General features: G+C 38.9%; 8 protein-coding genes, 5 rRNA genes and 1 pseudogene (2 of these 14 cut by a window edge). 7 read left to right on the top strand and 7 right to left on the bottom strand.

What is annotated here, in order from left to right:
• Positions 1-391, top strand: partial view of a sulfotransferase family 2 domain-containing protein gene (locus MHB70_RS00715; RefSeq protein ID WP_000460467.1) — the 3' end only. 401 nt of this gene lie to the left of the window's left edge; only the last 391 of its 792 coding nucleotides appear in the window; its start codon lies beyond the left edge, outside the window; it ends in the stop codon at positions 389-391.
• A gap of 105 nt (positions 392-496) precedes the next feature.
• Here MHB70_RS00715 and MHB70_RS00710 read toward each other — a convergent pair whose 3' ends face one another.
• The 4 genes from MHB70_RS00710 to MHB70_RS00695 form a co-directional block, all read right to left on the bottom strand.
• A complete protein-coding gene (locus MHB70_RS00710) occupies positions 497-1,402 on the bottom strand; it encodes a DMT family transporter (protein WP_000658279.1) in 906 nt (301 codons plus the stop codon).
• A gap of 312 nt (positions 1,403-1,714) precedes the next feature.
• Positions 1,715-1,830 (bottom strand): 5S ribosomal RNA (gene rrf / locus MHB70_RS00705).
• Positions 1,831-1,879: 49 nt separating this feature from the next.
• A 23S ribosomal RNA gene (locus MHB70_RS00700) occupies positions 1,880-4,801 on the bottom strand.
• Between the two features lie 146 nt (positions 4,802-4,947).
• Positions 4,948-6,499: ribosomal RNA gene (locus tag MHB70_RS00695) — 16S ribosomal RNA — on the bottom strand.
• Together the 16S, 23S and 5S rRNA genes form the textbook arrangement of a ribosomal RNA operon.
• 533 nt (positions 6,500-7,032) lie before the next feature.
• On the opposite strand from MHB70_RS00695, the gene MHB70_RS00690 reads away from it, so the two are divergent.
• Together MHB70_RS00690 and MHB70_RS00685 are read left to right on the top strand one after the other, a co-directional pair.
• Positions 7,033-8,964, top strand: a complete 1,932-nt coding sequence (locus MHB70_RS00690) for a glycosyltransferase (RefSeq protein WP_000558355.1) — start codon at positions 7,033-7,035, stop codon at positions 8,962-8,964.
• Positions 8,955-9,341 (top strand): annotated as a pseudogene (locus tag MHB70_RS00685) (class I SAM-dependent methyltransferase); the annotation flags it as partial. The gene MHB70_RS00690 and the pseudogene MHB70_RS00685, both read left to right, overlap by 10 nt.
• A 38-nt stretch (positions 9,342-9,379) precedes the next feature.
• Here the strand turns inward: MHB70_RS00685 and MHB70_RS00680 are convergent.
• The gene (locus MHB70_RS00680; RefSeq protein WP_061530556.1) at positions 9,380-10,324 is read right to left on the bottom strand and encodes an NAD-dependent epimerase/dehydratase family protein; all 945 of its coding nucleotides are present in this window, start codon (positions 10,322-10,324) and stop codon (positions 9,380-9,382) included.
• 317 nt (positions 10,325-10,641) lie between these two features.
• Here MHB70_RS00680 and MHB70_RS00675 point away from each other — a divergent pair, with 317 nt between their 5' ends.
• The 4 genes from MHB70_RS00675 (at position 10,642) to MHB70_RS00660 (ending at position 14,586) form a co-directional block, all read left to right on the top strand.
• Positions 10,642-11,436: a sulfotransferase family 2 domain-containing protein gene (locus MHB70_RS00675; RefSeq protein ID WP_061530555.1), complete on the top strand. Its 795-nt coding sequence runs from the start codon at positions 10,642-10,644 to the stop codon at positions 11,434-11,436.
• A 216-nt stretch (positions 11,437-11,652) separates the two neighbouring features.
• On the top strand, positions 11,653-12,366 hold the full coding sequence (locus MHB70_RS00670; RefSeq protein WP_000389968.1) for a class I SAM-dependent methyltransferase: 714 nt from the start codon (positions 11,653-11,655) through the stop codon (positions 12,364-12,366).
• Between the two features lie 37 nt (positions 12,367-12,403).
• A complete protein-coding gene (locus tag MHB70_RS00665; RefSeq protein WP_001058697.1) occupies positions 12,404-13,276 on the top strand; it encodes a class I SAM-dependent methyltransferase in 873 nt (290 codons plus the stop codon).
• Between the two features lie 233 nt (positions 13,277-13,509).
• The gene (locus tag MHB70_RS00660; RefSeq protein WP_000690970.1) at positions 13,510-14,586 is read left to right on the top strand and encodes a glycosyltransferase WbsX family protein; all 1,077 of its coding nucleotides are present in this window, start codon (positions 13,510-13,512) and stop codon (positions 14,584-14,586) included.
• 14 nt (positions 14,587-14,600) lie between these two features.
• Here the strand turns inward: MHB70_RS00660 and rrf (MHB70_RS00655) are convergent.
• Positions 14,601-14,716, bottom strand: a 5S ribosomal RNA gene (gene rrf, locus MHB70_RS00655).
• Positions 14,717-14,765: 49 nt separating this feature from the next.
• A 23S ribosomal RNA gene (locus MHB70_RS00650) occupies positions 14,766-15,000 on the bottom strand; it runs 2,687 nt beyond the window's last position.

The following is a 15,000-nucleotide window of genomic DNA, read 5'->3' as shown; positions in this document are numbered from 1 at the left end:
CTCATTTAAACAATTTCTATACTACTTATTTATTAAAGGTGCTCAAGCAGATGACATTAACCCACATTTCACACAACAATATATAACTGGTGAAGAAGAATATGTGACCAATTATATATACTTAGAAAACTTCAATCAGGAAATGAAAGAATTAGAAAAGCGTTTCGAATTAAAAGTTGCACCAATAAATGAGTTCTCAACATCTTGGCATCATCAAACTCCCACCATGATTTATAAAGGGGATTTTAGTGAAGCCGATATTACGAATCCTTTATTCCCTCGCCATCCTACTTTCGAAAGTTTTTACGATACTGAGTGTATGCAGCTCGTTCAAACAATATTTCAAAATGATTTCGATACATATAGATATAGCAAAGAATATCCATACTAATTTCAGTCTATTTTCTTTGCTAAATATAAAAAGATACCTCATATATATAAGGTATCTTTTTAACATTTTTAATTATATAAAACATACTGTTTAACAGTCCCGACTCTACACCTTATTACCTTTTAATAGATTACGTATTTTTTGCTTATCCGCCCATCCTACTCCAATTAAAACTAGACTTGCCCCCATTATTACCCTCCATGTCAGAGATTCATTTAATAGGATAATTGAAGTAACAATGCTTATTAACGGTAATGCATTTAAATATAATCCACTTACTGATGCAGAAACTCTCTCTAGCGCTTTATTCCAGAACCAATATGCTAAAATTGTTGCTCCAATAACAAGGTACATTACACTAAATCCCGTTTTCCAAGTTTCAATCTTTGGGAAACCGTAATAAAGAATTTCTACCAAGGCAAACGGCAATAGAATAACAGCTCCGATAATTAAAGTTAATGTGGTAAATACCTCATTTGATAAATACTGTTCTTGTTTTGGTCGTTTTAACAAAACTGTGTAGAAAGCAAATAGAAAAGTGCTCAATAATATAAGTACATCTCCTATTAAAGATACTTCTTGATCAACACCTTTAGATGGAATCGTAATAAAGAGTACTCCTATAGCCCCCAATATAATTCCTATCCAATAATTCAACCGAATTTTCTCTTTCAAAAAGAATGCTGAAAATAGAATTGTAACTAATGGTAATGCAGCATCTATGATACTAACATGTAATCCACTTGTTAAAGAAATGCCGTAGGATGTAAACATAAAATATCCAGCTACACCGGTAAAAGCTAACAAACTCATTCTTTTCCATGGAACTTTTTTATGTACAACTGATTTTTGTAGTTGTTTAAATGAGAATAGCATACAAATTCCACCCGCAAAGAAAAGACGAATAAACAACAAAGTAAACGGTTGAATAGATTCTAACGCCCATTTCGTTGGCGCAATGGCTGTCCCCCATAATATAACAGCCACTAATAACATGCATATTTCTTTCATAATCCCCCACACCCATCAAAAATATATGTTAACTACCTTAATTATAGATTCAGCCTTATGTAAAACCCTAAAAAAACAAAGAGGTTATGTAAGAGTAAAAATTTTTTTGTTCATTTTACAACTAAATTCATGCAAAAGGTAATTCTTACCTTTAATTTACATTTAAATATATTACTTTATAACCTTCTTATCACTTTATATCGTTTCTATTTTATCTTTTTTCTTCTTTAGGACTATTAAAATTATAGATTATAACAGCTGATAAATAAAAATAAACATAAAAAAACCTAAGTCGAATCGACTTAGGTTTTTGCTTGGCGACGTCCTACTCTCACAGGGACAAGGTCCCAACTACCATCGGCGCTAGAGAGCTTAACTTCCGTGTTCGGTATGGGAACGGGTGTGACCTCTCTGCCATCATCACCAAACTATGAAGGCATATTCCTTCAAAACTAGATAACATTTGCTTCATATTATATGGTTAAGTCCTCGATCTATTAGTATTCGTCAGCTCCACATGTCACCATGCTTCCACCTCGAACCTATCAACCTGATCATCTTTCAGGGATCTTACTAGCTTACGCTATGGGAAATCTCATCTTGAGGGGGGCTTCATGCTTAGATGCTTTCAGCACTTATCCCTTCCGCACATAGCTACCCAGCTATGCCCTTGGCAGAACAACTGGTACACCAGCGGTGCGTCCATCCCGGTCCTCTCGTACTAAGGACAGCTCCTCTCAAATTTCCTACGCCCACGACGGATAGGGACCGAACTGTCTCACGACGTTCTGAACCCAGCTCGCGTACCGCTTTAATGGGCGAACAGCCCAACCCTTGGGACCGACTACAGCCCCAGGATGCGATGAGCCGACATCGAGGTGCCAAACCTCCCCGTCGATGTGGACTCTTGGGGGAGATAAGCCTGTTATCCCCGGGGTAGCTTTTATCCGTTGAGCGATGGCCCTTCCATGCGGAACCACCGGATCACTAAGCCCGACTTTCGTCCCTGCTCGACTTGTAGGTCTCGCAGTCAAGCTCCCTTATGCCTTTGCACTCTACGAATGATTTCCAACCATTCTGAGGGAACCTTTGGGCGCCTCCGTTACACTTTAGGAGGCGACCGCCCCAGTCAAACTGCCCACCTGACACTGTCTCCCGGGTCGATAAGACCCGTAGGTTAGAATTTCAATACAGTCAGGGCGGTATCCCACCAGCGCCTCCACCGAAGCTAGCGCTCCGGTTTCAATGGCTCCCGCCTATCCTGTACAAACTGTACCAAAATTCAATATCAGGCTACAGTAAAGCTCCACGGGGTCTTTCCGTCCTGTCGCGGGTAACCTGCATCTTCACAGGTACTATAATTTCACCGAGTCTCTGGTTGAGACAGTGCCCAAATCGTTACACCTTTCGTGCGGGTCGGAACTTACCCGACAAGGAATTTCGCTACCTTAGGACCGTTATAGTTACGGCCGCCGTTTACTGGGGCTTCAGTTCAGAGCTTCGCTTACGCTAACCCCTCTCCTTAACCTTCCAGCACCGGGCAGGTGTCAGCCCCTATACTTCGCCTTACGGCTTCGCAGAGACCTGTGTTTTTGCTAAACAGTCGCTTGGGCCTATTCACTGCGGCTTTCCGTTAAGAAAGCACCCCTTCTCCCGAAGTTACGGGGTCATTTTGCCGAGTTCCTTAACCAGAGTTCTCTCGCACACCTTAGGATTCTCTCCTCGCCTACCTGTGTCGGTTTGCGGTACAGGCACCTTTTATCTCGCTAGAAGCTTTTCTTGGCAGCGGGGAATCAAAGACTTCGCTCCATAAGGAGCTTCCCCATCACAGCTCAGCCTTCACGATAAGCGGATTTGCCTACTTATCAGCCTAACTGCTTGGACGTGCACAACCAATCGCACGCTTCTTCTATCCTTCTGCGTCCCTCCATTGCTCAAACGATAAAGAGGTGGTACAGGAATATCAACCTGTTGTCCATCGCCTACGCCTGTCGGCCTCGGCTTAGGTCCTGACTAACCCTGAGCGGACGAGCCTTCCTCAGGAAACCTTAGGCATTCGGTGGACGGGATTCTCACCCGTCTTTCGCTACTCATACCGGCATTCTCACTTCTAAGCGCTCCACCAGTCCTTCCGGTCTGACTTCACTGCACTTAGAACGCTCCCCTACCACTGATACCATTGGTATCAATTCGCAGCTTCGGTGGTGTATTTAGCCCCGGTACATTTTCGGCGCAGAGTCACTCGACTAGTGAGCTATTACGCACTCTTTAAATGGTGGCTGCTTCTAAGCCAACATCCTAGTTGTCTAAGCAACTCCACATCCTTTTCCACTTAATACACACTTTGGGACCTTAGCTGGCGATCTGGGCTGTTTCCCTCTTGACTACGGATCTTATCACTCGCAGTCTGACTCCTAAGGATAAGTCATTGGCATTCGGAGTTTGACTGAATTCGGTAATCCGATGAGGACCCCTAGTTCAATCAGTGCTCTACCTCCAAGACTCTTACACTTAAGGCTAGCCCTAAAGCTATTTCGGGGAGAACCAGCTATCTCCAGGTTCGATTGGAATTTCTCCGCTACCCACACCTCATCCCCGCACTTTTCAACGTGCGTGGGTTCGGGCCTCCATTCAGTGTTACCTGAACTTCACCCTGGACATGGGTAGATCACCTGGTTTCGGGTCTACGACCACGTACTAAACGCCCTATTCAGACTCGCTTTCGCTGCGGCTCCGTCTCTTCAACTTAACCTTGCACGGGATCGTAACTCGCCGGTTCATTCTACAAAAGGCACGCCATCACCCATTAACGGGCTCTGACTATTTGTAGGCACACGGTTTCAGGATCTCTTTCACTCCCCTTCCGGGGTGCTTTTCACCTTTCCCTCACGGTACTGGTTCACTATCGATCACTAGGGAGTATTTAGCCTTGGGAGATGGTCCTCCCAGATTCCGACGGAATTTCACGTGTTCCGCCGTACTCAGGATACATTCAAGAGAGAACGAAGTTTCGACTACGGGGTTGTTACCCTCTACGACGGACCTTTCCAGGTCGCTTCGTCTACCTCGTTCCTTTGTAACTCCGTATAGAATGTCCTACAACCCCAAGAGGCAAGCCTCTTGGTTTGGGCTAGATTCCGTTTCGCTCGCCGCTACTCAGGAAATCGCATTTGCTTTCTCTTCCTCCAGGTACTTAGATGTTTCAGTTCCCTGGGTCTGTCTTCCATACCCTATGTATTCAGGTAAGGATACCATACCATTACGTATAGTGGGTTTCCCCATTCGGAAATCTTCGGATCAAAGCTTACTTACAGCTCCCCGAAGCATATCGGCGTTAGTCCCGTCCTTCATCGACTCCTAGTGTCAAGGCATCCACCGTGCGCCCTTTCTAACTTAACCAAACTAAAATTAAAAAAATATGAGCTACACTGTTATCTAGTTTTCAAAGAACATACATTTATATATGAGAGATAGTTCTCTCAAAACTGAACAAAACGAAACACGGAAACTTATATTGATGAACAGCGTTCATCAATTCTCCATAGAAAGGAGGTGATCCAGCCGCACCTTCCGATACGGCTACCTTGTTACGACTTCACCCCAATCATCTGTCCCACCTTAGGCGGCTGGCTCCAAAAAGGTTACCCCACCGACTTCGGGTGTTACAAACTCTCGTGGTGTGACGGGCGGTGTGTACAAGGCCCGGGAACGTATTCACCGCGGCATGCTGATCCGCGATTACTAGCGATTCCAGCTTCATGTAGGCGAGTTGCAGCCTACAATCCGAACTGAGAACGGTTTTATGAGATTAGCTCCACCTCGCGGTCTTGCAGCTCTTTGTACCGTCCATTGTAGCACGTGTGTAGCCCAGGTCATAAGGGGCATGATGATTTGACGTCATCCCCACCTTCCTCCGGTTTGTCACCGGCAGTCACCTTAGAGTGCCCAACTTAATGATGGCAACTAAGATCAAGGGTTGCGCTCGTTGCGGGACTTAACCCAACATCTCACGACACGAGCTGACGACAACCATGCACCACCTGTCACTCTGCTCCCGAAGGAGAAGCCCTATCTCTAGGGTTTTCAGAGGATGTCAAGACCTGGTAAGGTTCTTCGCGTTGCTTCGAATTAAACCACATGCTCCACCGCTTGTGCGGGCCCCCGTCAATTCCTTTGAGTTTCAGCCTTGCGGCCGTACTCCCCAGGCGGAGTGCTTAATGCGTTAACTTCAGCACTAAAGGGCGGAAACCCTCTAACACTTAGCACTCATCGTTTACGGCGTGGACTACCAGGGTATCTAATCCTGTTTGCTCCCCACGCTTTCGCGCCTCAGTGTCAGTTACAGACCAGAAAGTCGCCTTCGCCACTGGTGTTCCTCCATATCTCTACGCATTTCACCGCTACACATGGAATTCCACTTTCCTCTTCTGCACTCAAGTCTCCCAGTTTCCAATGACCCTCCACGGTTGAGCCGTGGGCTTTCACATCAGACTTAAGAAACCACCTGCGCGCGCTTTACGCCCAATAATTCCGGATAACGCTTGCCACCTACGTATTACCGCGGCTGCTGGCACGTAGTTAGCCGTGGCTTTCTGGTTAGGTACCGTCAAGGTGCCAGCTTATTCAACTAGCACTTGTTCTTCCCTAACAACAGAGTTTTACGACCCGAAAGCCTTCATCACTCACGCGGCGTTGCTCCGTCAGACTTTCGTCCATTGCGGAAGATTCCCTACTGCTGCCTCCCGTAGGAGTCTGGGCCGTGTCTCAGTCCCAGTGTGGCCGATCACCCTCTCAGGTCGGCTACGCATCGTTGCCTTGGTGAGCCGTTACCTCACCAACTAGCTAATGCGACGCGGGTCCATCCATAAGTGACAGCCGAAGCCGCCTTTCAATTTCGAACCATGCAGTTCAAAATGTTATCCGGTATTAGCCCCGGTTTCCCGGAGTTATCCCAGTCTTATGGGCAGGTTACCCACGTGTTACTCACCCGTCCGCCGCTAACTTCTTGAGAGCAAGCTCTCAATCCATTCGCTCGACTTGCATGTATTAGGCACGCCGCCAGCGTTCATCCTGAGCCAGGATCAAACTCTCCAATAAAGTTAGTTTGTCTAGCATCTAAAAATAAAAATTGACGTTTCACGTTGTTTGTTTCGTTCAGTTTTCAAAGAACTACTTGGTCGCTCATTTGCGACTCCCTTATGTTAACATCTTCATGTTTCAATGTCAACTAAGTTTTTTGTTTCGTTTGTCGTTTTCTGCGTTATTGCATCGGCGACTTGTTCTATATTACACTTCTAACCCTTAATCGTCAATACCTTTTATGTTTTTTATTTTATAAATTATAAACCTCTTAATTTCTAATCCATCCCTAGAGATTCTAAAACTCCTTTAGTTAAATTAATAATCGGCAATTTATAACCTTTAGCTTAATACTAATACTTTTCTAAAGAATGAATGTCAGGCTAAGTAAATATATATTAAGGGTAGTAGTGCACCCGAGCTAAAATTACCATTTTCCCCTCTCGCTTATCTCTAGGGGGATTATAAATAAAATACTTCCTTATCTTCTTTTCCTTTACTAAGTCGATAGAAAGGTAAAGAAATCTAATAAACTTAGGAGGCGTTATGAAATGCATGTTAATAAGAAAATCATTTATGTATCCCATGATGCCCATTTCCACGGAGCACAGCTGCTTTCTTTACATACTATTAAAGCTCTTAAAGAAAACTTCGATTACTCCGTCGCAATTATTTCTATTGGATCAGGCATTTTAATCCCCGATTTTCAAAAATATGGTCCTGTTTATTGCTTAGAGGAAGACTACCCCACGGAAGAAACGGTCGAATTATTAATAAAGACTTTATTATCACAAGACTATACCATTGCCATATGCAGTACGGTCATAAGTGGTGATATGGTTGCATTACTAGCTAGGCACAATATAAAAGTTATTTCGTTAATACATGAATTACCGCATTTAATACAACAGTACTCTGCCGAAGGAAAAGCTAGAAACATTGCTGAATCTGCTTACAAAATTGTCTTCCCTTCACAATACGTATATGAAAAATTCCTTACAATCACGCAATTAGATCATCAAAAATGTCACATTCTCCCTCAAGGTTTATTTAACCACAATCCTTATAAGAATAATATTACAGTGGCTAGAAATGAATTACGCAAAAAACTCAACCTGCCTCTAGATAGTAAAATTATTTTAGGTGTAGGTTTCGCCGATTATCGAAAAGGAATAGATTTATTCTCATTTATTGCTTACTCAGTAAGAAAGGTTCATACTAATATTCATTTTATTTGGGTAGGAAGAACAGATGTTCACCTTATGGATACTCTATCACCAAGATATAAAGCACATTTCACATTAGTTGATCCTACTCCAGATATCGGTTTATATAATGCCGGGGCTGATTTATATTTATTAACCTCAAGGGAAGACCCTTTTCCAAATGTTGTTTTAGAAGCATTAGATACAAAGGTTCCTGTTATAGGTTTTAAAAATGCTGGAGGTTTTGAGGATGTTGTTACAGAAAAAACCGGTGCCTTAGTAGACTTTTTAAACTTACCAAAAATGGTCGAAAGAATATATGAACTTATTGGAGATGAAGAGTTACGCTTACAAAAGGGGAGCTTTGGCCAAGAGCTCATTGAAAAAAACTTTAATTTTCTTAATTACATTTATCAATTATTAGCGCTTCTCGAACATAATTACAAAAAAATAAGTGTAATTGTACCAAACTATAATTATGAACACTACTTACCTGACCGAGTCAGATCAATATTAAACCAAACCTATCCCCTTTACGAACTAATTTTCCTAGACGACGCCTCTACTGACAATAGCGTATCAACATTTGAAAAGCTGCTCCCAAAAGAAAATAAGCCTCATCTGAAAGTTCAACGAATTATTAACGAAAAAAACTCTGGTTCTGTATTTAAACAATGGATAAAAGGAGTCTCCGCAGCAACCGGTGATTATATTTGGATCGCAGAATCAGATGATTTATGTGAGAAGACATTTTTACAAGAGGTGATACATGGATTTCATATAAATAACAAGGTTACCTTAAGCTACACACAATCAAAACAAATAGACGAACAAGGAAATGTAATAGCTGATCATTATTTAAATTACACAAATGATATCGATAAAGAAAAATGGAAAACCCCCTATTTTCGAAAAGGCATAGATGAAATACAAGATACGTTACTTATTAAAAACACTATACCTAATGTCTCAAGTGTAGTTTTTAAAAACATAGATATAAAAAACACAGAAAAACAACTAGCAAAATTTAAAGTTGCTGGTGATTGGTTTTTCTATGTTTCCATCCTGCAAGAGGGACATATTCACTTTAATCCAAAGTCCCTAAACTATCATAGACGACATACAAATAGTGTAACGAAAACAGAAGATTCATATTCTCATTATAATGAAGTTGTACAAATGCAGAATTTCATTAAACAGAACTTTACTATCGACGATATTTCTAAAATGAAGATGTATACATATAGAAAATACCTAAAAACATACTTGAACATTTAAAATTGGAAACTTCTACGTACGATATTGTTTTTTGTCTATCCTTTTTTTCTCATATGCCTGATACAACTTGGTTTCGTTGGCTTCAAACATTGTATAGTGCTGTTTCACCTGGTGGTTTATTCATTTTCACCACCCATGGGTATCAAAGTAAAAAATACTTTGGATTTCCAAATTTAAATGAACAAGGCTATTGGTTCCTTCCTTCTAGTGAACAATTCGATTTAGATGTTAACCAATATGGCCAAACGATAGTTAGCCCCTCTTACGTGTGTGACAAAATTAAGTTATTACCCTATAACCCTATCATTAAAAAATACACTGAAGGGTTTTGGTGGGATCATCAAGATCTTTGGGTAATAAAAAAAGAAATAAAATAATAAACCATGCTCTGCTTATATAAGTAGAGCATGGTTTATTATTTTTTACTATATAAGAACTCTTCAATCCATAACTTATTTAATCTAATTCCACTTTTGAAATCTATTTTAGGTTCCCAATTAAATTCTTGTCTCACCTTATCTATATTTAAAATGATTTTATGAACATTTTCTTGTTTTGGTTTATAACAGATAAAGTCTACTTTTCTTTCTGTTATTTTCTCCAATTCCACTATAATTCGTTTTAAAGAAAGACCTTTGCCACTTCCTATATTATATACACAAGATTTCAATCGATTTAATTGTGATAGTTGTATAGTAATTTCAACTAAATCATCGATATAAATATAATCTCTAATAATCTCTTGTGGATTCCCGTATATATTAATCCTTTCATTACTAAGATGTTGGTACAAAAAACAATTTATTGCCCCAACTTTCTTTAAAGGATTTTGATATTTCCCATATGGATTAGAGTATCTACATACAACATAGTCGATGCCGTAGTTTCGCTTATAAAAATACAAATAATTCTCAAGCGAAACTTTTGTGATTCCATATGGAGAAAGTGGTTTCAACGGATGCTTCTCATCAATAGGCAAATATTCAGGTTCCCCATAAACTGTACCCCCTGAAGATGCTAATACAATTTTTTTAATACGAAAATCTTTAACACTTTCCATGAAATTAAGAAAAAAAAGGCTACTGTTAATATCCCCAAAAATATCTTCGATGGAAGTTGCTACATTAGACGTCGCAGCTAAATAAATAATAATATCCACATTCACTAAAGCTTTATATATATCTTCAACATTTTCTAAATCACCTGTAATAAATTCAACTTCATTTATAATATTTCGAGGGAAATTATTTATATGCCTGGAAAATACTTTTACATTTTGCCCCTGTTCTAATAAACCTAACGTGAGGTTAATACCAATGAAACTATTTCCACCTACTATTAAATAATTATTCTTCCTCATAATATCCTCTCTCTAGTAAGCAAATTTTTTACTCGTCACACCTAGAAATGCAAATACATGAACTCGATCATTTTTATTATTCATCCTCTTGTAATTGTATGCCCCTTATACATTTTCATTATCTTTATTTTATATTTTCATTTTAGAATCACTACCTTATCTAAAGTGTCCGAAAAAACACTCATAATATTTACTCACCCCCATGAATATAGTTTATTAATAAAAAATCAACCTTCTCTTCCTATATTTCCACTCGTGTATTCCATTTAAAGAAGCTTCTGCATACACAAAACTCTCGAAAAAGGAGTACAGAACTCATGAAAAATATAAATCAAAAACTTTTAAACCACGTAATTCTACATAAAGATCGAATTCCACACTTCCATAAAGACTTTCCCCTTATACTATTTTGGAGTCATAGAAGCGGATGCACCACATTAGCTAATTGGTTCTTTTTTCAAATTGGATTATATACTGAAGCAAAGAAATACAATGACTTTATTCATTACTATGAGTTCTGGGTATACAAAAACAAAGAAAATTACATACCTGAGTTACAAAATGTTCTTCTAAAAGGGAAAAAAGATGTTTGTAAACTCGTACGAAATCCCTATACAAGGGCCGTTAGCTCATTTCTATTACTTGCTGACAATCCATATGCTAGCCCACAATGGGAAAGTATCCGAAAATGTTTTTATAATGACAAATATAGTAATGAAGGAATATCATTTAAACAATTTTTATATTACGTTCAAGCACTTGGTCCCAACTCCCTAATAATGGATATACATTTTAGTCAGCAATATGTTCAGGGGGAAGAAGCCTTCATCCAACGCTACATACCTTTAGAAGATTTTAATAAGCAAATTCCCAAAATAGAAGACGAATACGGTTTAATTAAGTCCGACCTAGCCATACTTACGAATTCAGATCATCATCGCACTCATAAGATGATGTATGAAGGCAGCTATGCAGAACTTAGCATTACAGATGAAGCCTTCCCCCGATTTCCAACATATAAAAGCTTTTACGATAAAGAAACTATGGATTTAGTTACAGAAATATATGCACAGGACTTTGAAATGTATCCATACAAGAAAGGGATATTTTAAGTCTATACATTCTTCAATGAATAAAAGCGAATGTCTCGCATAGCATAAATTGACACTGTAATTCGCGCGAGATTATCCCTCAGCTGGTTATCCCCTTCTATCAATCGTACTTGTATGAGTTTCCTAATTTTCAGCCACTCTCTTTGATTCCTTTGATTGTTGAAGTGTGTCATACTATCCATCAATACATTGCATTTAAAACAGGAGTGATGTCATGTGGAAGACAATTTGAAACACAATACTGGGTACTGCGTTATTTGCGAGAAGGAAACTACATTTATAGAACATAATGATTGGCTTAGAGATCATTACTTATGTTCTACATGCCAATCTATACCAAGGCAGCGAGCTTTAATCCATGTTTTAAATACATTTTTTCCAAAATGGAATTCCTATAATATCCACGAATCCTCTCCTGGAGGAATTACAACTCAGCTACTAATAAAAAACTGTAAAAACTATACATATTCTCAATACTTTAAAAACTATCCTCTCGGCCAATACTTTCAAGGAATTAGATGTGAAAATTTAGAAGACATGACCTTCCCCAGTGAATCTTTTGATTTATTCATTACTCAAGATGTTTTTGAACATGTCATGACGCCAAACAAGGCATTTAAAGAAATAGAACGAGTATTAAAACCTGGTGGTGCTCATGTATTTACTGTCCCTTGGTATCATACACTCACAAAGACTGTGCAAAGAGCAAGAGTGAATAAAGAAGTAATTGAGCATATTGAAGAGCCCATTTATCATGGAAACCCTATCGATGAGAATGGGTCTTTAGTAACATTTGATTGGGGGCTAGATATGATTGAATATATTTACACACAGGCAAATATGTATACTACTGTTTATTTACAAAAGGATAGATCATTAGGGTTAGATGCTGAATTTTTGCATGTTTTTATTAGTACAAAAAAATCGTAAATAAATTTTATCATTATGTAATTTGGAGGTTTAACAAATGAATAATTTTAAGTTAGGAAGTGATTTTGATAACCTTGTTAGTCCATTATCTGACGTTGAACTTCTAAATCTATTTATACAAAGTTGCTCAGAAACAACAATAAACGGTGTACCCGTACCTATGTTCCCCCCTGAAGAAATCCAAAAACAATTTGTAGGTGCTTCCTATGAACACGCCCTATATGAAGCATATTTGTTTTATAGTCATATAAAAACATACGCTCAAAATTTAGGGGTTCCCTTGAATAAAGAAAGTAAAGTTTTAGACTTTGGTTGCGGTTGGGGACGAATTATACGCTTCTTGTTCAAAGATGTTCGGGATGAAAATCTGCTTGGGATTGATGTAGACCCCTTCATGATTACTCTTTGCAATGAAACATTAGGAAGAGGGATATATAAAACCGCAAGCCCACAACCTCCTGTAGAATTTATTCGTGACAATTCATTAGACATCATATTCGCTTATTCTGTATTCTCACATTTATCCGAAGAAACTGCAGAAAATTGGATAAAAGAATTTTCAAGAATTCTGCGTCCAGGTGGAATCTTCATCGCAACAACACAGGCACGATATTTTCTCGATTTTTGTCAACAATTCAAGGAACACCCTGAATTAATTCAAACAGGATGGCATAAAACTTTATCTCAGGCTTTTCCAGATATACATCGCGCTATCTCGGATTATGAACATGGGAATTTTGTACACAGTCCTACTGGTGCAGGAGATGTTAGAGATAGCAGCTTTTATGGAGAAACTGTTATACCTATGACCTATATTAAAAAGCATTATGAGAAGTATCTAAAACTGCGGGATTTTTTTGATGATGTAAACCGGTTACCACAGGCCCTATTTGTTCTCCAGAAAGATTAACTTCTTTCGTTCATAGTAATCCGCTTAATTTCATGATGAATGATACTTTTTATTTCAGACATATATATGAGAGCACCCAAGACTCCCGTATTAAGCAAACTATAAAACTAAATCCAATACGTAGCATACAAAAACAGTAAGAGAATATAAAATCTCTCGTTTTAAACTTGCTCCACAAAATCAAAAGTAACTTCCCACCACTTGAACTTCGAAGAACATAAGGGGGATATAGCTTGAAAATAATCGCTTTTTACTTACCACAATTCCATCAAATAAAAGAAAATGATCGCTGGTGGGGTAAAGGTTTTACTGAATGGACGAATACTAAAAATGCACAACCTTTATTTTCAGGACATTATCAACCTAGGGAACCTTATCAAGATTTTTATTATGACTTAACTACCCCATCCGTAAGAAAATGGCAAGCAGAAATCGCGAAAGCATACGGTATATATGGTTTTTGTTATTATCACTACTGGTTTAAAGGTAAGAGGCTATTAGAAACACCTTTTAATGAGGTACTTAAGATAGGGGAACCAGATTTTCCATTTTGCCTTTCTTGGGCAAATGAGCCATGGACAAGATCTTGGGATGGTCTTGATAAACATATATTAATGCCTCAAGATTATGGAGATGTATCAGATTGGAAAGAGCACTTTGAATATTTATTACAAGCGTTCCAAGATAAAAGATATATTCGTATAGATGATAAACCTCTATTCATTATTTATCGCCCGGGACATATTCCTGATTGTGAAAAAATGCTTAATTATTGGAATGCATTAGCACGAGAAAACGGTTTAAAAGGTATATACTTTACAGAAACATTAAACAGTTTTCCACTCCCTGATATAAATGGGTTCGATGCTAGCATTCAGTTTGAACCATTTTATACAATTGCCCATGATAGCTCTTCAGACATAAATAAAACAATATATGAGTCTGGTATGCAATTAAATGCTTGGGACTACGATAAAGTATGGATGTATATATTAAAGCGATTTCCTCCAAAGAAAAAAACATTCCCTGGAGCTTTCGTTGATTGGGATAACACTGCACGACGCAAAAATTCAAATAGCAGTATTTTTATAGGTTCTACTCCTGAAAAGTTCGCAATCTATTTAAGTAAGCAAATTCATCGTACTTACTCTCTTTATAACAGTGAGTTTTTATTTATCAATGCGTGGAACGAATGGGCAGAAGGAACCTACTTAGAACCAGATCAAAAATATGGATTTTCCTATTTAGAAGCGGTTAAAAAGGCAATCGATAGAGGTATGAAAGCATACAAAAAAGACGAGTCATCCTGACTCGTCTTAAGCTTGCTTGGCGACGTCCTACTCTCACAGGGACAAGGTCCCAACTACCATCGGCGCTAGAGAGCTTAACTTCCGTGTTCGGTATGGGAACGGGTGTGACCTCTCTGCCATCATCACCAAACTATGAAGGCATATTCCTTCAAAACTAGATAACATTTGCTACATATTATATGGTTAAGTCCTCGATCTATTAGTATTCGTCAGCTCCACATGTCACCATGCTTCCACCTCGAACCTATCAACCTGATCATCTTTCAGGGATCTTACTAGCTTACGCTATGGGAAATCTCATCTTGAGGGGGGCTTCATGCTTAGATGCTTTCAGCACTTATCCCTTCCGCACATAGCTACCCAGCTATGCCCTTGGCAGAACAACTGGTACACCAGCGGTGCGTCCATCCCGGT

The sequence above is a fragment of the Bacillus sp. FSL M7-1020 genome (assembly GCF_038050415.1).
Classification (GTDB): domain Bacteria; phylum Bacillota; class Bacilli; order Bacillales; family Bacillaceae_G; genus Bacillus_A; species Bacillus_A toyonensis.
The sequence above is the reverse complement of the archived record's forward strand: the minus strand, read 5'-3'. Positions and strand labels throughout refer to the sequence as shown.

What these genes read in the sequence shown, in the direction of transcription:
- MHB70_RS00690 (WP_000558355.1), top strand. Translation starts at nt 7,033, where the DNA reads ATGCATGTTAATAAGAAAATCATTTATGTATCCCATGATGCCCATTTC.
- MHB70_RS00680 (WP_061530556.1), bottom strand. Translation starts at nt 10,324, where the DNA reads ATGAGGAAGAATAATTATTTAATAGTAGGTGGAAATAGTTTCATTGGT.
- MHB70_RS00665 (WP_001058697.1), top strand. Translation starts at nt 12,404, where the DNA reads ATGAATAATTTTAAGTTAGGAAGTGATTTTGATAACCTTGTTAGTCCA.
- MHB70_RS00710 (WP_000658279.1), bottom strand. Translation starts at nt 1,402, where the DNA reads ATGAAAGAAATATGCATGTTATTAGTGGCTGTTATATTATGGGGGACA.
- MHB70_RS00675 (WP_061530555.1), top strand. Translation starts at nt 10,642, where the DNA reads ATGAAAAATATAAATCAAAAACTTTTAAACCACGTAATTCTACATAAA.